The organism is uncultured Ruegeria sp. (genome assembly GCF_947497005.1).
Lineage (GTDB): Bacteria > Pseudomonadota > Alphaproteobacteria > Rhodobacterales > Rhodobacteraceae > Ruegeria.
The window spans coordinates 104226-122155 of record NZ_CANMFF010000006.1 but is presented as its reverse complement, the minus strand read 5'-3'; the positions used below and the strand labels follow the sequence as shown (position 1 = coordinate 122155).

General features: G+C 56.0%; 19 protein-coding genes and 1 pseudogene. 11 read left to right on the top strand and 9 right to left on the bottom strand.

Going from position 1 to position 17930, the window contains the following annotated elements; translation table 11 throughout:
• Window position 1: 1 nt before the first annotated feature.
• The 7 genes and pseudogenes from Q0816_RS10345 to Q0816_RS10315 all read right to left on the bottom strand — a co-directional run bounded on the left by Q0816_RS10345 (window position 2) and on the right by Q0816_RS10315 (window position 5237).
• The gene (locus tag Q0816_RS10345) at window positions 2–397 is read right to left on the bottom strand and encodes a c-type cytochrome (protein WP_298850098.1); all 396 of its coding nucleotides are present in this window, start codon (window positions 395–397) and stop codon (window positions 2–4) included.
• Between the two features lie 122 nt (window positions 398–519).
• Window positions 520–1059 (bottom strand): sel1 repeat family protein, encoded by a 540-nt coding sequence (locus tag Q0816_RS10340; protein ID WP_298850096.1) that lies wholly within the window; start codon window positions 1057–1059, stop codon window positions 520–522.
• Window positions 1060–1134: 75 nt separating this feature from the next.
• Window positions 1135–1914: pseudogene (locus Q0816_RS10335) on the bottom strand (ABC transporter permease).
• Window positions 1911–2642, bottom strand: a complete 732-nt coding sequence (locus tag Q0816_RS10330) for an ABC transporter ATP-binding protein (protein WP_298850333.1) — start codon at window positions 2640–2642, stop codon at window positions 1911–1913. The pseudogene Q0816_RS10335 and the gene Q0816_RS10330 overlap by 4 nt, the downstream one beginning before the upstream one ends.
• Window positions 2639–3082, bottom strand: a complete 444-nt coding sequence (locus Q0816_RS10325; protein WP_298850094.1) for a hypothetical protein — start codon at window positions 3080–3082, stop codon at window positions 2639–2641. The genes Q0816_RS10330 and Q0816_RS10325 overlap by 4 nt, the downstream gene beginning before the upstream one ends.
• 20 nt (window positions 3083–3102) lie before the next feature.
• Entirely contained in the window at window positions 3103–4065 is a 963-nt protein-coding gene (locus tag Q0816_RS10320; RefSeq protein WP_298850092.1) for a YVTN family beta-propeller repeat protein, read from the bottom strand.
• A 2-nt stretch (window positions 4066–4067) separates the two neighbouring features.
• Window positions 4068–5237, bottom strand: a complete 1170-nt coding sequence (locus Q0816_RS10315; RefSeq protein ID WP_298850090.1) for an ABC transporter substrate-binding protein — start codon at window positions 5235–5237, stop codon at window positions 4068–4070.
• Window positions 5238–5395: 158 nt separating this feature from the next.
• Here Q0816_RS10315 and pedF point away from each other — a divergent pair, with 158 nt between their 5' ends.
• The 6 genes from pedF to Q0816_RS10285 all read left to right on the top strand — a co-directional run bounded on the left by pedF (window position 5396) and on the right by Q0816_RS10285 (window position 11601).
• Complete coding sequence (gene pedF, locus Q0816_RS10310) at window positions 5396–6076, top strand: cytochrome c-550 PedF (protein WP_298850088.1); 681 nt, start codon at window positions 5396–5398, stop codon at window positions 6074–6076.
• Between the two features lie 18 nt (window positions 6077–6094).
• The gene (locus Q0816_RS10305) at window positions 6095–6991 is read left to right on the top strand and encodes a transporter substrate-binding domain-containing protein (RefSeq protein ID WP_298850086.1); all 897 of its coding nucleotides are present in this window, start codon (window positions 6095–6097) and stop codon (window positions 6989–6991) included.
• A gap of 71 nt (window positions 6992–7062) precedes the next feature.
• A complete protein-coding gene (locus tag Q0816_RS10300) occupies window positions 7063–7587 on the top strand; it encodes a CoxG family protein (RefSeq protein ID WP_298850085.1) in 525 nt (174 codons plus the stop codon).
• Window positions 7588–7615: 28 nt separating this feature from the next.
• The gene (locus tag Q0816_RS10295) at window positions 7616–8098 is read left to right on the top strand and encodes a (2Fe-2S)-binding protein (RefSeq protein ID WP_298850083.1); all 483 of its coding nucleotides are present in this window, start codon (window positions 7616–7618) and stop codon (window positions 8096–8098) included.
• A gap of 255 nt (window positions 8099–8353) precedes the next feature.
• Window positions 8354–10714, top strand: coding sequence for a xanthine dehydrogenase family protein molybdopterin-binding subunit (locus Q0816_RS10290; RefSeq protein ID WP_298850081.1), 2361 nt, complete (start codon window positions 8354–8356; stop codon window positions 10712–10714).
• Window positions 10715–10809: 95 nt separating this feature from the next.
• A complete protein-coding gene (locus Q0816_RS10285) occupies window positions 10810–11601 on the top strand; it encodes a xanthine dehydrogenase family protein subunit M (protein WP_298850080.1) in 792 nt (263 codons plus the stop codon).
• A gap of 47 nt (window positions 11602–11648) precedes the next feature.
• On the opposite strand, the gene Q0816_RS10280 is transcribed toward Q0816_RS10285, so the two are convergent.
• Both Q0816_RS10280 and Q0816_RS10275 read right to left on the bottom strand, forming a co-directional pair.
• Complete coding sequence (locus Q0816_RS10280; RefSeq protein WP_298850079.1) at window positions 11649–12536, bottom strand: FAD:protein FMN transferase; 888 nt, start codon at window positions 12534–12536, stop codon at window positions 11649–11651.
• A complete protein-coding gene (locus tag Q0816_RS10275; protein ID WP_298850078.1) occupies window positions 12533–14596 on the bottom strand; it encodes a 4Fe-4S binding protein in 2064 nt (687 codons plus the stop codon). Before Q0816_RS10275 ends, Q0816_RS10280 begins: the two co-directional genes overlap by 4 nt.
• 199 nt (window positions 14597–14795) lie before the next feature.
• On the opposite strand from Q0816_RS10275, the gene pqqA reads away from it, so the two are divergent.
• From pqqA to pqqE, 5 genes are read left to right on the top strand one after another with little or no spacing between them, the layout of a single operon-like run.
• Window positions 14796–14903 (top strand): pyrroloquinoline quinone precursor peptide PqqA, encoded by a 108-nt coding sequence (gene pqqA / locus Q0816_RS10270; protein ID WP_170356425.1) that lies wholly within the window; start codon window positions 14796–14798, stop codon window positions 14901–14903.
• A gap of 26 nt (window positions 14904–14929) precedes the next feature.
• On the top strand, window positions 14930–15817 hold the full coding sequence (gene pqqB / locus Q0816_RS10265) for a pyrroloquinoline quinone biosynthesis protein PqqB (RefSeq protein ID WP_298850075.1): 888 nt from the start codon (window positions 14930–14932) through the stop codon (window positions 15815–15817).
• Entirely contained in the window at window positions 15814–16542 is a 729-nt protein-coding gene (gene pqqC, locus Q0816_RS10260) for a pyrroloquinoline-quinone synthase PqqC (RefSeq protein WP_298850073.1), read from the top strand. Before pqqB ends, pqqC begins: the two co-directional genes overlap by 4 nt.
• Window positions 16539–16826 (top strand): pyrroloquinoline quinone biosynthesis peptide chaperone PqqD, encoded by a 288-nt coding sequence (gene pqqD / locus Q0816_RS10255; protein ID WP_298850071.1) that lies wholly within the window; start codon window positions 16539–16541, stop codon window positions 16824–16826. The genes pqqC and pqqD overlap by 4 nt, the downstream gene beginning before the upstream one ends.
• The gene (gene pqqE, locus Q0816_RS10250) at window positions 16823–17902 is read left to right on the top strand and encodes a pyrroloquinoline quinone biosynthesis protein PqqE (protein WP_298850069.1); all 1080 of its coding nucleotides are present in this window, start codon (window positions 16823–16825) and stop codon (window positions 17900–17902) included. Before pqqD ends, pqqE begins: the two co-directional genes overlap by 4 nt.
• Window positions 17903–17930 lie beyond the last annotated feature (28 nt).

Genomic DNA, 17930 nt, shown 5'->3' with positions numbered 1-17930 from the left:
CCTACTGAGACGGAAGGCTGCCCAGATATGCTAGGATGAAGTCCTGCACTGTGCGATCTACGATCCCGACATGGCGCATTTTTGTCCCAGGCATGAACCCATCGTTATCTTCCATCCAAGCTCGCAGGGCGGCGGGTGTCCAAACGATCCCGGACCCGGCCAGTGCTTCGGAATACTCATAGCCTTCGACCTTTCCCGCAACCCGGCCTACGATGTTGTCCAATGCTGGACCATAGCTGGGATCGGTGGAATCTGGTGCGTGGCAGCGCCTGCACTCTGAAAAGAACAAGGTTTCCCCTGCTTCGATCTTGATTTTTTCAAAGGTACTTTCAGCAAATGCCTGATGTGGCGAGACAGCAAATGCGGTCAAACCGAAAAAAAGGATGATGTGTTTCATGTGAACCTCCGACGTTTGCGCAAGGATACCCGTCGCACATCATGGGTCGGCTTGACGCACATCAAGCATTTAAGCGCCGCGCCTAATCCTTTGGTCGTAGAAATCTGAGGAAAATCGGGGTTTCAGAACAGTGGTGCGTATTTCCACTCGTCCGCATCAGGGGTCACTTCGTTCGGATCGTAACCCGATTCCTGCAGACGTTTTGCGATTTTCAACCCGTCCTGAGCCGCCTCGTCGACATAGGCCCGCCCAAGCCTTTGGTCTTTCGCAACACCATGCCCCCGCAGCAGATTGAGCCCATAGTTGAACTTGCCCACCGGGTCCCCCAGGTCAGCTGCGCGTTTATCCCACGCCGCAGCTGCGTCAGGATCATAGGGACCGCCTAAGCCGTTATTGTCCAATTGCCCTATCCAGGTCATTGCACCGGAATAGCCGGCCTCTGCGCAGGTTCTGAACAGGGTGCGCGCCATGTCGTGATGGCCGGACTTCGTCATGTAATACCCCGTCGCGCAGGTTGTCATATCGGTGACACCGTTTTCGATATTGCTCATGACTTTGCCCCACCCGGTGTCCTGCGGGTTAAGTGTGCCATACTCGTCCTCGACCGTCTGGGCCGAAACGGTTGAAGAAAAAAGCAGTGCAATAGTGGCGATGCGGAACATGACAAACCCTCTGTCTGGTGCGCACAATAACCCATCGGGCGCGGAAATTCACGCTTGCCGTAGTCGTAGATGCAATCATCCTTTGGGGCGTTTCATCCCGCGCGATGGGTCGTATCCCCACAGCGCCATGCCCAGAAACACAATTCCGGCAAGGATCGTCCATCCCAACGCCGATGCATTGAACTGCCCGTAAAGTGAAAAACGGATTAACTCGACCGCGTAAGTAAATGGATTTAAACTGCAAATATCGTTTAGAAAAGTTGAACTTTCAGCCATTTTTCAAAGCGGATAAAGGGCGGAAGACAGAAAGAACATCGGGAAGATGACGAAATTCATCACGCCCGCGAAATTCTCGAGTTGTTTGATCGCGGACGAAAGTGCAAGCCCAAGTGCACCCAGCATCAACCCGCTGACGATCAATGCGGGAAATACAAACAAATACCCGGTCCATAGCATATCAATTCCATAGACTGCGGCCACAGCCAAAAAGGTATAAACCTGCAGGATAGAGATCGTGGTGCTGGCCAGCAACCGACAAAACAGAAGCCACCACCGCGGTAACGGGCTGGTCAACAATAGGCGCATTGAGCCCATTTCGCGGTCATAAACTAGGCTAAGAGAGCTTTGCATCCCATAGAAAAGAATTATCATTTCGCAAAGGTCGGGTACGATATAAATCTCAAAAGTGATGTAGGTTTGATATGGCGGAGAGATCGACAGCCCCAGCGCGGCCCGGAACCCGGCAGCAAAGACAATTAACCAAACCAGCGGGCGCACCAATGCTGCAATAAACCGGCTGCGTTGACGGACGAAGCGCAAAGCTTCACGGATCAGGATGGCGCGTAGAGCGATCAACCCGGCACTCGCGTCGGTGCTCCGGTCATTGACAGGAACACTTGTTCCAAGGGCATTCCTCTTGTGATCTCGTCACAGGTGCCCTGCCGAAGAAGGCGACCCCGATGCAGGATAGCGACCTGATCTCTGGGCTCGATCTCGTCTGTCAGATGGGTGGCCCAGAGAACGGTCAAACCATCTCGAGCGGACAAATCATGCGCGTGCTTGGTGATCGCATGGCGTGCAGCGGCATCCAGACCGACAGTAGGTTCGTCCAACAGCAAAACAGAGGGTGAATGGATAAGGCAGCGTGCGATCTCCAACCGCCGTCGATGGCCGCCATTCAAATCACGCGCACGTTCATGCGCGCGTTCAACCATGTCTAATCTCTCCAACGCTGCGGTGATCCGAGTTTCGGCCTTTCCGCCTGACAGCCCGTGTAACGACGCAAAATAGCTGAGGTTTCGGTGTACGGTCAGATCCAGATCCAGCGTAGGCTGTTGAAAGGCTACTCCAATTCTCGCCAGCGCCTGACGCGGTTGTTTCGAGATGTCAAAGCCGGCGATTTCGATCGCTCCCTGCGCTGTGGTGAACAACTGCGTGAGCAGTGAAAACAGCGTTGACTTTCCCGCACCGTTAGGACCCAGAAGCGCGCAAAACGCGCCTTGCGGGACATGAAAGCTCACATCGTTAAGGGCGCGTTTTTCACCAAAGGTGTAGCTGACGTTTCGGACCGAAAGCCCTGTCAGTTAATGGTAATCTCCAGCCGCTGCGTTTCCCCGGTACTTCCCGGTACTTTCAAATAGTAGTTGCCGGGCTTGATCGCGACAAAGCCTATTTCCATCTCACCAGCCTCGTCGAATTCAACCGAATCCAGACCCAGGGGACGGATTTCCAGACCTTCAACGACGATTTCGTCGATCCAGATAGCCCGAAAGAACTCGGACCCCACCAGAGCCAGTTCCTGACTGCCATCACCTTGAATTTCGAATTCATAATACGTGCCTGACTTCAGCTCCCAAGGGGCCTCGGTCAGAGGTACACCGGCTGACAAAGTAATCGGCGGCAAGTCTTCTTTGTTTTTGGCTGAGAGAATGCCAGCAAGACCAAAGTTATTATCGTCGTCAGCCAGCGCCAAATTGGGCAACGCCACAGCCAGCACGGCGACTAGGCGGGTTAACTGTTTCATTCTCGCGTCTCCTGAAAGTCTTAATTCGTCGGTCGGAAGGCTGCACCCCAAGGGAAGCGCCCGACCTTGATCGTTTTGATGGGTTCGCGTTTGGCGACGTCTATTACAGTAACATCACCGGACACGCCGTTTGTGGTGAACAACAGCGACTTGTCCGCGTTGAAATCCATGTGCCAGACACGACGTCCGACCAGGATGTAGTCTTCGACCTCATAGGTTTCGGCATCCACCGCCGCGACATGGTTCGAAGGGCCCAGAGCGACAAAGGCTGTTTCATCCCCGGTAGACAATTCGAACCCGACCGGCTGAACCCGATCGGGGTGGACGCCGTCCACCTCGAACTCGATTTTGGCTTTCTCGGTTTGTGTCGCGACGTCAAAAACGGTGATCGTGCCGCCGATTTCAGAGCTGACCCAAAGCTCGGTTCCATCTTTGACGAATTCAGCGTGGCGAGGCCGCGAGTCGACCAGAGTGTTGGCGAATAACTCCTGCGTTTCGGTATCAATCCAGTGGGCCATATTGGTGGTCTCGGATGTGGTAATTGCGATCTTGCCATCGGGCGAAACCGCCATTCCTTCCGGTTCGATGCCCACGTCAATCTGGGCGATCACAGTTCGCAATTGCGTATCGACGACGGTTGTGATCGCGTCGTCTTCGTTGGCGATATACAGGTGTCGATCGTTGGGGTGCAGCACGAATTGTTCAGGGTCCTCGCCCGACGGCAGATCGTGCAGGATTTTTCCGGTTTCGGGGTCCATAACTTGTACCGAGTCACTGTCTGACGCGCAGACATAGAGAACCGAGTAATCTTTTGAAAAAGCGATCCCGCGTGGGCGTTCGCCGGTTTCAATGGTGCGGATCACTTCAAGTGTTTCGATGTCGATCACGCTGAGCGTGTCGTCTTTTTCGTTGCTCACCCAGATTTCATCTGCGACGGCCGGAGCGCAAAGCGCCGTTGCAGCCCAAAGAGTGGCTAACCTCATCTTTATCCCTCCTTAAACGCAGTGCACCGGCTTTCGGCCTCGTCTATGCCCAACGTGTCCAGTTCGGTTCGTTGGTGCAGGAAGCCTTCAAGCGGCGCCATGGCCACGACGGCCCGATTGGTCACCAAAGGGATCGGCTGACGCAGCTGACCATTCCAGGCCCGAAAGCTCATTGCTCTGCCCTTGAACCCTGCCAATTCAAACGCATCGGACAGGATGTAATCCCGCAATACTGCCGGATCGTCTGATTGCGTCCTTGTCACAGCCTCACCTAGTGACCGATAGGCTGCCCAAGCAGCGTAATCCTTTGACTTCATCGATCGACCGTTCTGGTCGAAGAACCGGTTCTGCATTTGAACTGCGCCCCACTGTTCCACCACGCGTGACCACGTAACCGGCTGCAACCCTTCTGACCCGGCGACCGGGCGTGCCTCCCACGTATTGAACGGGATATAGCGGGCGAAATCATCCAGTTCGTCGGCGACCAACAAAACGTCGTAGTCTCCAAATTCCTGAGTGAACAAAGGCACTTCTTGCGCAGCGTTTCGCCTCAGATCGGCATCAAAGCGCCATGTCTTTTCCGCCTGCAGTTTCATCCCGAACTTGGTCAGTGACCGTTCTATCGCCTCAGCAAACGCCAGATCTCCGGGGTGTTCTCCGGCAATCAGCACCAGATCATCCCAACGCCGCTTGACCAGAAACTGCGCCAGAGCATCGGTGCGCATCGCGCCTGACGGCAATGTGTGCAGCAGGTTGGCACGGCACGTCTCATCCCGGATCGCCAGATCGGGCGCAGAAACGTTGAACAGAACGGCCCCCGCAGCTTCGGGTAGATCAGCGACCTGCAACTGCGATTGTGCCGGCGCGTCAAGGATCAGGAAAGGTGTTTCAGACAGGACCCGCCGCGCGGCGTCCAACCAGTCACCGTTTTCAGGAACGGTCGTCACCTTCAGCTTATACTTGTGCCCCAGGAACTTGGCCGTTGTCAGATTGTCTGCCAATGCCAGTTCGGCACCTGCCAAACCGAGATCTTGGGGCTCTGGATCAAGATTGGATAGAACTGGAGGGCGCTCAACCTGTTGTTGCAGATAGGCGACAGACACCGCTACCTCAGCCACTGCACCCGCTGGGAACAGAACAAACGCCGCAAGAATGCGAAAAAACACGGTCATGTTTGCTCCTCTTCCCATGCCGCTCCAGTAAAATCGGTCCTTGGCTGGCATAGCCATTCGACCTTAGTCGCAAGCCGGGAGCCATCTGCAACCAAGGTCGAATTTCGCGGCGATTCTGGCTGGGTTATGACCGATGCAAGCATCAGAAGGAGGAGACGATGCGTCTTGGTTTATACAGCGTGGCGCTGGCTGCCCTGACCGTAGGTGGCATGGCACTTGCGCATGGAGATGTTGCCCCGCAACCCGTGGATACCGATGCTTTGCCCGATGTTGGTGAAGATTGGCTGATTGAAAACCCCTACCGCGATGAAGGTGAGGACGTTTGGAAAGCAGCCATTGAGATCGGCGACTCTGGCTATAACCAAAACTGCGCGCGTTGCCACGGGTTGGGTGTGGTTTCTGGCGGATTGGCGCCTGACTTGCGCTATCTCGAGGCAGAAGAATACGGCGACGAATGGTACATGGAACGGTTCCGCGAGGGTTATACCCAGAACGGGATCACCAAGATGCCGGCCTTCGGAGAGCTTTTGGGTCAAAAGGCCGCCTGGGCCATTCGCACCTATATTGAAACGCGCCCCGATGACGGTGCGCTGGACGATCATAGTGACCGCCTGAAGGAAATCCGCGATCTGCTTGCCGCCATGGCAGACGGAGGTGAAGGCGATGCTGCCGCCCTTCAGTCCGAACTCAGCGAGATTGCCAGCACCATTGAAACAGGATCGGGTGCCCCTGTGGCTGACAGTGTGGCCTTCCGTGCCGCTGTTCTGATCTCAGGCGACAGCCCCAATTTCGCAGAAGCGGCCGAACAACTGACAATTGGATTGTCTGCTGCGCAATAGAACGGCAGACTGAGACACATGATCGGACGCACATTTTTTTTCTCCCTGTTGGCTGCCACCCTTTCAACTGGAATGGCGATGGCCAGATGCGAAGATCATGTGCCTCAACCCAAACCACAAAACGCCAGCCGGGATATCGTCGGCGCTGATCTCGATACCATTGTCGAGCGTGGCTATATCGAATTCGCGGCTTACGAAGATTTCGCACCCTGGTCCCATGAGAAGGACGGCAGGATTCAGGGCGTGGATATCGACATCGGCGCATTAATTGCCGAGGAACTGGGTGTTGAGGCGCGTTTCAATCTGGTGGCGGCGGGGGAAAATCTGGAAGCTGATCTGCGCAATTGGATCTGGAAGGGACCTTTGGTCAATGGACGGGTGGCGAACGTGATGTTGCACGTCCCATATGACAGCGAGTTCGCCTGCCGCGTCGAGCAGGTGGTTTTCACCGGGCAATACCATGACGAGGAAATCTCTATTGCGTATAGCCGCGATGCCTATCCCGAAGACCCACCGGTTCCGGCCTTTTTCCGGTTCGACACTGTTGCAGTCGAAAACGATTCGATTGCTGACTTCTATCTGTCAGCATTTCCCGGCGGTCAATTGATCCAAAATATGCGCAGATATCCCACCGCTGCTGAGGCAATGCAGGCGCTTGCCAGTGGTGAGACCATGGCGGCCATGGGTCCACGCGCTCAGCTTGAGACCGGGCTGACCCCCGAGCTGGACATACATACCCCGCCCCTGCCCGGTTTTGCAGTGAGTTCATGGACCAGCGGTGTGGCAGTGCATTTCGCCTATCGCGGCCTCAGCTATGCCATCGATGACGTCATCGATGCCGCGTTGCAGGATGGGCGCATTGCCGAAATCTTTGAACGCCATGGCCTTACGCATTCGCCGCCCGCGCTGAGGTAACTACACCCAAGGTCTTATAGGCAGGGCGGCGAACACCGCGTAGCGTAACGAAAAATACTTGGAGAAGTGCAATGCAACTCAGTGACAGCCGCGTCATCGCCGCGCCGCGATCCAAGGTCTGGGACTCGCTTTTGTCGGCCGAGGTTCTGAAAGAATGCGTGCCGGGATGCCAGGAAATGACAGGCTCGATCGAAGATGGGTTTGAGGCCACCGTCGTGCAAAAAGTGGGCCCGGTCAAAGCGACTTTCAAAGGTGTTGTGTCCCTTTCCGATCTCGTGGCGCTTGAAAGCGTGAAGTTATCGGGTGAAGGTAAGGGAGGAGCCGCCGGTTTTGCAAAAGGCGCGGCCGACGTCACTTTGTCGGATGCGCCGGAAGGCACGCTGCTGACCTACGAGGTCGATGCACGAGTCGGCGGCAAACTGGCTCAGTTGGGGGGGCGAGTCATCGATGGGGTGGCCAGAAAAATGGCCGATCAGTTCTTTGAGAACTTCCAGAATGCGGTCGAGCCTCAGGATGCATCCCAGCCCGAAACCTCGGACGAAGGCGAGGCCGGGGATGAAAAGAAAGGTTGGTTCAAGCGCGTGTTAGGCGGTTGAACCTTTGGAATTCAGGGAGGAGAAAGTCATGAAGATTTCCATGACCGTGAACGGCAAAGCTGTGAGCGGAGACGTCGAGGGCCGGACATTGCTGTCCGGTTTTCTGCGCGATCATCTATCTTTGACGGGCACACATGTCGGTTGCGACACAGCGCAGTGTGGTGCTTGCGTGGTACATGTGAATGGCGAAGCGGTGAAATCGTGCAACATGCTTGCTGCCGAAGCTGACGGAGCCGATGTAGGTACTATCGAAGGTCAGGCAACAGCGGATGGGTCACTGAACGTGATCCAACAGGCCTTTCAGGATCACCACGGTCTTCAATGCGGGTTCTGCACGCCGGGAATGGTGATGAGCGCGGCAGCGCTGCTGAAAGAGAACCCGCGGCCGTCAGAGGCGGAGATCCGGAAATATCTGGAGGGCAACCTGTGCCGCTGCACCGGGTACCACAACATCGTCAAGGCGATCATGGCCGCATCTGGTCAGGACGTGGGTAGCATAGCTGCTGAATAGCATGAAGCGAGTAAAGAACATCTTTCCTTTCATCACTATCGCGCTCGTTTGTGTGGTGTTTTTACAGGGATGGAATGTGATTGTGGAGTGGATAAGCCCGCAACCACACAATCTACAGATGTGGATGCTTTTGGGAAAGTTGATCGTATTGGCTTTTGCTGCCTTGGCCGGGTTCTTGGCTCGGAAAGGCAAGGCCGGAATTGTCGGAAATGACTGACGGTTCCGTTATTCGAGATTTAGGGAGGAGAACAAGCAATGCCCAAAGACAGTGGCATCGGAGCCAGTTCCAAGCGGCGTGAAGACGTACGCTTTCTGACCGGAGCGGGTAATTACACCGACGACATCAACGTACATGGACAAACCTATGTGCATTTTCTGCGGTCTGATATCGCGCATGGCCGGATCAAAAGTTTGGACACTTCGACGGCTGAGGCCATGCCCGGGGTCGTAAAGGTCTTTACCGGCAAAGACTTCGAAGGCGTGGGCGGAATGCCCTGTGGCTGGGAAGTGACCGACAAGCACGGCGCACCGATGCAGGAACCGCCGCACCCCATTCTGGCGCAAGGCAAAGTTCGTCATGTGGGCGATCCCATCGCGGCCGTGGTGGCCGACAGTTTGGAACAAGCGCGCGACGCGGCTGAGGCAATCGATGTAGATATCGAGGAGTTGCCTGCTGTGATCGACATGAAGGCAGCCGCGCAGGATGGCGCGACGCTGGTTCATGACGATCTGAAGAACAATGTCTGCTATGACTGGCAGTTGGGCGAGACCGACGATGCAAAGGTGAATGAAGTATTTGCCAACGCGGCCCACGTCACTACTCTGGATCTGGTGAACAACCGTCTGGTTGCCAACCCGATGGAGCCGCGCGTCGCCGTAGGCGAATACAAGCGCGGCACGGATGAGTACACTCTGTTCACCACGTCGCAGAACCCGCATGTGATCCGCCTGCTGATGTGCGCCTTTGTTCTGGGCTTGCCCGAGCATAAGGTGCGCGTGGTGGCCCCGGATGTGGGTGGTGGTTTTGGCACCAAGATCTTTCATTACGCAGAAGAAGCGTTCTGCACCTTTGCCGCCAAGGCTTGCAACCGCCCAGTCAAGTGGACCTCCAGCCGGTCTGAGGCATTCATGTCGGACGCCCATGGTCGCGATCATGTCAGCAAGATCGAGTTGGCGCTGGATGCGGACAATAACTTCATCGGTCTGCGCACCAACACCTTCGCCAATCTGGGTGCTTACCTGTCGACCTTCTCCAGCTCGGTTCCGACCTGGCTTCACGGTACGCTGATGGCAGGAAACTATAAGACGCCAGTCATTCAGGTGAATGTGAAGGCGATGTTCACCAATACAGTGCCTGTGGACGCCTATCGCGGCGCTGGTCGCCCCGAGGCGACCTATCAGCTAGAGCGTGTGGTGGACAAGGCCGCACGTGAACTGGGCGTCGATCCGATCGCCCTGCGCCGCCAGAACTTCATCACCCAGTTCCCCTATGACACGCCGGTGGCGCTGACTTATGACACGGGAAATTACAACGGGACTATGGACAAGCTTGAGGCTGCTGCCGATCTGGCAGGCTTTGCAGCGCGGCGCGCACAAAGCGAGACCAAGGGCAAGCTGCGCGGTCTTGGTATCAACTGCTATATCGAAGCTTGCGGTATCGCGCCGTCGAACATCGTTGGCATGCTGGGGGCCCGGGCTGGTCTGTATGATGCGGCGACAGTTCGGGTGAATGCCACTGGTTCGATCAGCGTCATGGTCGGTGCACACAGCCACGGTCAAGGGCATGAGACGGCCTTCCCGCAGGTTGTGGCCGACATGATTGGCATTGACGAGTCGATGATCGAGATTGTGCATGGCGACACCTCGAAGATCCCGTTTGGCATGGGTACTTATGGCTCACGCTCTCTGGCGGTTTGTGGCTCAGCGATGGTCAAAGCGACCGAAAAGGTGATTGACAAGGCGAAGAAAATCGCGGCTCACCTGCTGGAAGCGTCCGAGGCGGATATCGAGCTGAAGGACGGTCAGTTCAGCGTCGCGGGCACTGACAAATCTGTGGCTTGGGGCGATGTGACCCTGACGGCATATGTGCCTCATAACTATCCGCTGGAAGTTGAGCCGGGGCTGGAGGAAACCGCGTTCTATGACCCGGCCAACTTCACCTTCCCATCCGGAGCTTATGCTTGTGAGGTCGAGGTTGATCCCGAGACTGGTAAAGTCAGCATCGAGGCCTTCACCGCCGCCGATGACTTCGGCAACATCGTTAACCCGATGATCGTGGATGGTCAGGTCCATGGCGGTATTGGCCAGGGTATCGGTCAGGCGCTTCTTGAGAACTGCGCCTATGACGAGAATGGACAGCTTCTGAGTGCGTCCTTCATGGATTACGCCATGCCGCGTGCCGATGATGTACCGTTCTATGGGGTCGATCACTCCAGTCAGACGCCGTGCACGCACAATCCGTTGGGCGTGAAGGGTTGTGGTGAGGCCGGCGCGATTGGCTCACCGCCTGCGGTGGTTAATGCGGTTCTGGATGCGCTGAATTCAGGCGGCAAGGCGGTGGATCACATCGATATGCCGGTGAGCCCATCGCGCGTCTGGGCGGCGATGAACGGTTGAGTGGAGAGGGCGGACCGGGGGCCAACCCCCGGACCCCCGAGATATTAATAGCCAGATGAAGGGCGGATCCGCGCCTTTCGGAAAGGGAAAGCGAAATGTACAGTTTCGAGTTTGAGAAACCCTCGACCATTGCAGATGCGGTTGCCGCATTGGCGACCGAGGAAGCGCAGGCGTTGGGAGGCGGGCAGACCCTGATACCAACATTGAAGCAGCGGTTGGCCGCGCCATCCAAACTGGTATCGATGAGCGGAATTCCCGAGATGCACGGTGTGTGTGTCGAGGATGATGGCTCTGTGTCGATTGGCGGGGCGACATCGCACGCTACTGTGGCGCGCGAAGCAGCTGGATCGTACTCTGCGCTGGCGGCGCTGGCCGGGCAGATCGGTGATCCGGCGGTTCGCAACCGCGGGACCATTGGCGGTTCGGTTGCCAACAACGATCCCGCAGCCTGTTACCCGGCAGGTGTATTGGGATCTGGAGCAACCGTCGTAACCAACACGCGCCAGATCGCTGCGGACGATTTTTTCCAGGGAATGTTCGCCACCTCATTGGATGAAGGCGAGATCATCACTTCGATCCGTTTCCCGGTTCCGCAGGCGGCGAGCTATCAGAAATTCCTGCAGCCGGCGTCGCGTTTTGCGCTGGTTGGGGTTTATCTGGCCCGCTTTGCAGGCGGTGTCCGCGTAGCGGTAACTGGCGCGAGCGAGGACGGCGTTTTTCGGTGGTCTGAGGCGGAACAAGCACTGAACAAAGAGTTCCGTTCTGACGCATTGACGGGCCTTCGGGTGAACCCGGCGAACATGATCGCCGACCTGCATGGCAGCAAGGAATACCGCGCGCATCTCGTTTCGGTCATGACCAAACGAGCGATCGAGGCCTGCATCTAGGTATTTCTCTGAAAAAGTTGAAAAGCCTCGGTGCGAACCGGGGCTTTTTATCCGTGTAGGGTGGTTACTTTTCCGTTTGGTCGAACACAGATGGCGCTGTACGCACCAGTAGCTCGCGAGAGGGTTGCTGCGATTTCAGTCTCAGTTGCATAACAGAAAGCCGTGGAAAGCGCGTCTGCGGTTGTCGCGTCCGGTGCCTGTACGCTGATTGTTGACCAAAGCGGTTCGTTTTCACTCGTCGGGTCGAGAATATGTGAGCCGCCAGACTGCAGGTGCATTGCCCCGGGACTGGACGTAGCGATGGCGCGATTTCTCAACTGCGCTGTGCCAACAAGGCCGTGCGCCGGATCAGATACACCCAGCGTCCATTGACGACCGCCTGCAAAATACTCTCCGATATTGACCAGAACCTTTTCCCATCCTGCTTGGCGCAGAGCAAGAGCAACCAGATCAGTTGCAAAGCCCTGAGCAATTCCATTCAGAGTCAGGGCCTGGTCTTGGTCCAGTTGAATTCGTTCGGCTGAAAGGCGCACGCGGTGCCATCCAATCAAGCCTCGGGCGTGTACTGTCTCGTGCTCGGAAGTGGCTGCCCAGAGCGGCTGGACAGTTGGATCGAAGCGGCCATTCGTCAGGTCGTGAGCTTTGCTGCACGCCTGCAAAAGGCTCAAGAAGGCAGGGTCGGGGATCTTTAGATATCCGGCGCGATTGAGTTCCGATAGGGCGGAGTTCGTGCGATAAAGACTGAAGAGCGCTTCGCATTCTTCCAGAATAGTGCGAAGCTTGGCAATCGCGGGATCGGCCGACGCTGGGTCGGCATCCAGTGTCAGACTGACCTCGGCACCCATAGCATAGCCCCTCCAAATAGCAGGCTGCGCATGAGAGGGGGATGCCAGTGCGGCGGCAGAAATAGCCAGAAAGCGGCGACGATTCATCATTCGGCGGCAACCTCTCTGGTGTTACGGCGGGCAGCGACGATCAGGGGAACGCACCGTTTGCGATCGTCATGTATGGCGACACAGTCGAGACACTGGAAACACTCATCATACTGGATTTGTCCGGTTTGCTTGATAGCGCCGTATTTGCATTTGACCTTGCACAACTGACAGGGTGAGCCACACTCGGCGCGGCGCTCAATCCAGTCGCGGCCACGTACCATTCCGCCGACAGCCAAAAGAGCGCCCAACGGGCAAACATATCGGCAAAAACCCTTGAAAAGAACCATGCCCAGCACCAGCCAGAAAACGGCGTAGGCTACATAGTACCATTCGCGGACAAAGAAGGTTGTTATTGCAGTTTTAAAGGGTTCAACCTCTGCTGCTTTGTCGACCTGATCAGGCGCAGCAAAGACCACCGCAAGCAACGCCGTCAGAATGACGTATTTCAGCCATTTCAAACGATTGTCCCACTTTGGCGACGGTTCGATCTGAGGAATGCGAAGGGCATTGCCGAAATGGTGCGCGAATTCCTGAAGCGCGCCGAACGGGCAGAGCCATCCGCAAAACAATCCCCTGCCCCACGCGATCAAACCCACAAGGGTCACAGCCCAAATCAGCAAGGAGAACGGATCATAAAGCAGGAAGGCAAAACTACCGCCATCCATTGCGGTGCGCAGGATTCCCAAGGCCGTCACGATCGACAGTTGCCCTTGACCCCACCAACCCACAAAAACTGTGACAAAAGCCAGAATGCCAAGACGCACAGGGGTGAATAGTGATTGCGCGGCAAGTGCATTCATTCGCAGGGCCAAGACGATCGACAGAACGGTCAGAAACAAACCCAGAACGATCAGGTCAGATTGGCGGTTTCGTATGGCTTCAAGCCAAGGCGGTACAGGCGCAATTTGCTCGGGGCGGTCAAAGAACCTTTCCGGAGTAGCGTGCGGAACGTCCAGCGTGACAGAGCCTGTTTCCGGCTGGAACATGCCATGTTCGCGAACCGCGAGGACCTTTAGTACCCACTCCCGAGACGGATCGAAGCCCAACCGCCGGTCTGTGCGTAGTATCATGGCGACACCATCAGGCATGTCATCGGCCAACTCGACCAACAGATCGGCATCACGCAAAGCCACTGGCAATCCGCCTTGTTCTGCCGAAATCCAGTCGGGCGCGGTATTGCGTACGAAGTTTTCGCTGACAAGACCATGACGGGCCGTTTCGATCAGAAGGATCGGCTCATCATTGCCAGAGATCTCCAAAAAGCTCTGCAGCTCGTCATAGCTGTCCTCGGATAAGGCCGCACGGGCAATGGATTTGGGGCCTAGATCCACAACCCAGAGATCCAGGTAGAGTTCATCAGGGAAATCCTTTGCATCAGGATCGTCATCTTCCCAAAGAGTGCCGTCGAAAAGCGCGTCGACCTCTGCGTTGGTGTAAACCCTGCGCGTGGCGATGCCCTGATCGATCAGATCCTGCCAGACGAGTTTCTCTTCATAGTCGGGATTCGGAAATGCGGGCGGTGTGGTTGCCAATCCCTGCATTTTCTCGCGTGCAACGGCCAAAGCGGCGCCCATGACCGTTTCATGCGCGATCCGCACACTTGCTGTCGCCTTTGTGACCCCGTCCAGGTAAACTAAAGACGACCCGCTTGCTGCATCTCCGTATGGTGTACCAACAACGATGGAATCTGAAATCGACAGGCCCCCGTACTGCTCGAAAAACCTGTGAAACGGGGCCTCTCCCAGCCCTGAAACAAATATCGGCTCGTTATGCTCAATCAGCTGTACGTCAAGGAAGCGCCCCTCAAGATCCAGCACGATCAGCATATTGATCGGTGCGCCCGAGAAACCGGGCAGCGCTGCTAAAGATTCGGACTCAAAGACATATCCCGATTCGGCCCCGCCAGAGTTCAGCAGGCTGTAGACTCCGTTTTCGTTCAACACTTCGCCCAATGAAAATGGCGCACGGATGTAAGGTTCGATGTCTTCACGCGGCAAAGGCTCGGCCAAAACCGTCAGACTGTTGAACAGCAACATAAGAATACCCAGAAGCGCGCGCATGGTCGAAAGACTAGCTTTCCGCCACTAAGTGGGACATTCGACGAAAGTCCTAAGCGCCCGATCTACGACCCAAAGACAATTGACGCATAGACGCGCCAAGCCGACTGTTGGTGATGATCCTACGACCAAAGCAGCATTTTTCGATGCGGGCACCAGTTGTAGGGTTCTAATCGACATCAGTCATACTTGGGAGGACACCATGACCTGGAGCGCACCAAAACTGAAAGAAGTGAACTGCGGGATGGAGATCAACATGTATTCTCCGTCCGAAGATGAAGGCCGCGAGCACGAGCGCGACCTGTTTTGATCACCTGAACTCCGCGGAGGCCCAAAGTGCATTTTCTGGTTCTTGGGGCTTCTGCAGGTGGTGGACTGCCACAATGGAACTGTGGGTGTCGGAACTGCGTCGATGCCAGCAATGGGGTCATTCCCCCGTCCGGTCAGTCTTCGTTGGCTGTGTCACCTGATGGTGAGCGCTGGAGTATCCTGAACGCCTCACCTGATATCCGGCAGCAGATGCTGGACAATCTCCAATTACATCCCCGAGCGCTTCGTGACACGCCCGTTGCGTCGGTTCTTTTGACCAATGGTGATATCGATCATATCGCTGGTCTTCTGAGCCTGCGGGAGCAGACCCCTTTCACTTTGTTTGCGACAAAAGACATTCAGGAAGTTTTGTCGGAAAATCGGATCTTCGACGCGGTGAATCGTGAGAAGGTGGATCGTCAGGATATCGCCCTCGGTCAGGACTTTACCTTGCAAAAAGGCTTGCAGGCCCGGTTGTTCGCTGTACCGGGAAAAGTGCCTTTATTCATGGAAGGCGACACGGTTCAGACAGATCTGATCGGAGGACAGACCGTAGGAGTGCGCCTGACGACCGGAGACAAAGTAGCATATTACATTCCCGGTTGCGCACAGGTGACGGAAGCACTGCTGGATCAGATCGCAGATGCTGACCAGCTGTTTTTCGATGGCACCCTTTGGGATGACAATGAGATGATCCGCACTGGTACCGGTATCAAAACCGGACAACGGATGGGTCATATCTCGGTCAGCGGGCCCGAGGGTTCGATTGCGCAATTGCAAGGCATTCGCGCAGCAAAAACCTTTATCCATATCAACAACACCAATCCAATGCTGCAACCGGACGGGCCGGAACGCGCCTTTGTGGAAAATGCCGGTTGGACCATCGCCTGTGACGGCCAGGAGATCACGATATGAGCCGGGAAACTCTCGAAACCCGTCTGCGCCAGATCGGTAAGGAACGTTATCACGACAGACACCCGTTTCATCATAAGCTGCATAGTGGGCAGTGCACTGCAGATCAGGTGCGGGCCTGGGTGATCAATCGCTGGGCTTATCAGGCGGCCATCCCGATGAAGGATGCAGCCTTTATGTCACGATGCACCGATCCTGATATCCGGAGGGAATGGCGCTCGCGTATCGAAGATCATGATGGTGGTGCTGATAACGGGGGAGGTATCCGACGCTGGCTTAAATTGGCTGACGCTGTCGGGTTGGATCCGGACTATGTTGCTTCGGGTCAAGGTGTACTGCCCGCCACGCAATTCGCCGTGGATGCGTATGTGCATTACGTGCGCGAAAAGCCTTTGCTACAGGCCGTCGCCTCATCCCTGACAGAACTGTTTGCCCCAAAAATCCACGAGCAACGGATTGAAGGATTGTTGGCTCATTATGACTTCGCCAATTCTGACAGTTTGTCCTATTTCCGCAAGCGCCTGACCGAAGCCCCAAAGGATGTGGCCTTTGGTCTGAACTGGGTTCTGGATCACGCCGATACACCTGAAAAAGAGGATATGGCCTGCGCGGCATTGATTTTCAAAACCAACGTCTTGTGGGCACAGCTGGATGCACTGTGGGTCGCATATGTAGAACCCGGGCGTATCCCACCGGACGCTTGGACGCCGGGGGATGGTATGAAATGACGCTGGAATTGCGCAATGAAGACCGCCCATATCTGCCGCGTGGCGTCCGTATGCAGCGTGATGAGGTGCGCGGCCGAATGGTTCTGGTGGCACCCGAAAAGGTGATCGAACTGGACGACATCGGTGCCGCGATCCTGTTGCGTGTCGATGGCATGGCCCGGTTCGATCAGATTGTTGCGGATCTCGCAAGCACCTATAACGCCCCGGCTGAAATGATCGCGCAGGATGTTCAGCAGTTTCTGCAAACCCTGCGCGGTCGGCTCTACCTGATGGTGCAGGCATGAGCGTCCCGCCCCCAATCGCCATGTTGGCTGAACTGACTCATCGTTGCCCTCTCAGTTGTCCCTATTGCAGCAACCCGGTCCAGCTGGAACGAAAAGAAACAGAGTTAGGCACAGAAGCTTGGACAGACGTATTCCAGCAGGCACATGCAATGGGCGTTTTGCAGCTTCACCTATCTGGTGGTGAGCCTGCTTCGCGCCGGGATCTGGAAGACCTGACAGAAGCTGCAGCAGGGATCGGGCTCTACACCAATCTGATCACGTCGGGAATCGGGTTGACGCCCAGGCGTTTGGACCGACTAGAAGCGGTGGGGCTGGACCACGTTCAGCTATCTCTGCAAGGCACCACTGCCAAGTTGGCGGACAGGATCGGAGGTTATCGGGGTGGCTTCGATCGAAAGATGGCCATCGCGAAAGAGATCAGCGCAAGAGGTATTCCACTGACGTTGAACGCGGTGATGCATCGGCAAAACCTGGATGACCTGGATCGAACAATTGAAATGGCTGTCGAATTGGGAGCGCGTAGGCTCGAGGTCGCATGTGTCCAATTCCATGGCTGGGCCATGTCCAACCGCGCGGCTCTGCTGCCGACACGTCAACAAACAATGGCCGTCAAACAAACGGTTGCAGGGGCCGCGCAGAGATTGCAGGGCGTATTGGCCTTCGATTTCGTACCGCCCGACTATTATGCTGACTACCCCAAAGCGTGTATGGGTGGTTGGGGGTCTTCTGGGCTGAACGTGACGCCAAACGGAACTGTCCTGCCCTGTCATGCAGCACAGACGATTCCCCATCTTGCGTTCGAAAATGTGCGTGAAAAGCCGTTGCTGGATATCTGGCGGGCCAGTTCAGCGTTCAATGCTTACCGTGGAACCGAGTGGTTGCCAGAGCCTTGTAAAAGTTGCGAGCGAAAGGAAACCGATTTCGGTGGGTGCCGCTGTCAGGCGCTGGCCCTTGCAGGCGATGCCGGTGTTACCGACCCGATCTGCAAGAAGTCACCGAAACACAAAGAGGTGGTAAAAGTTCTGCTGGAACGACGTTTCGAAGAGGATCAGACGCTTCTGCACCGCTCGTTCTAGCACCGTTTGACCGTTAGGCGCCGTTTGG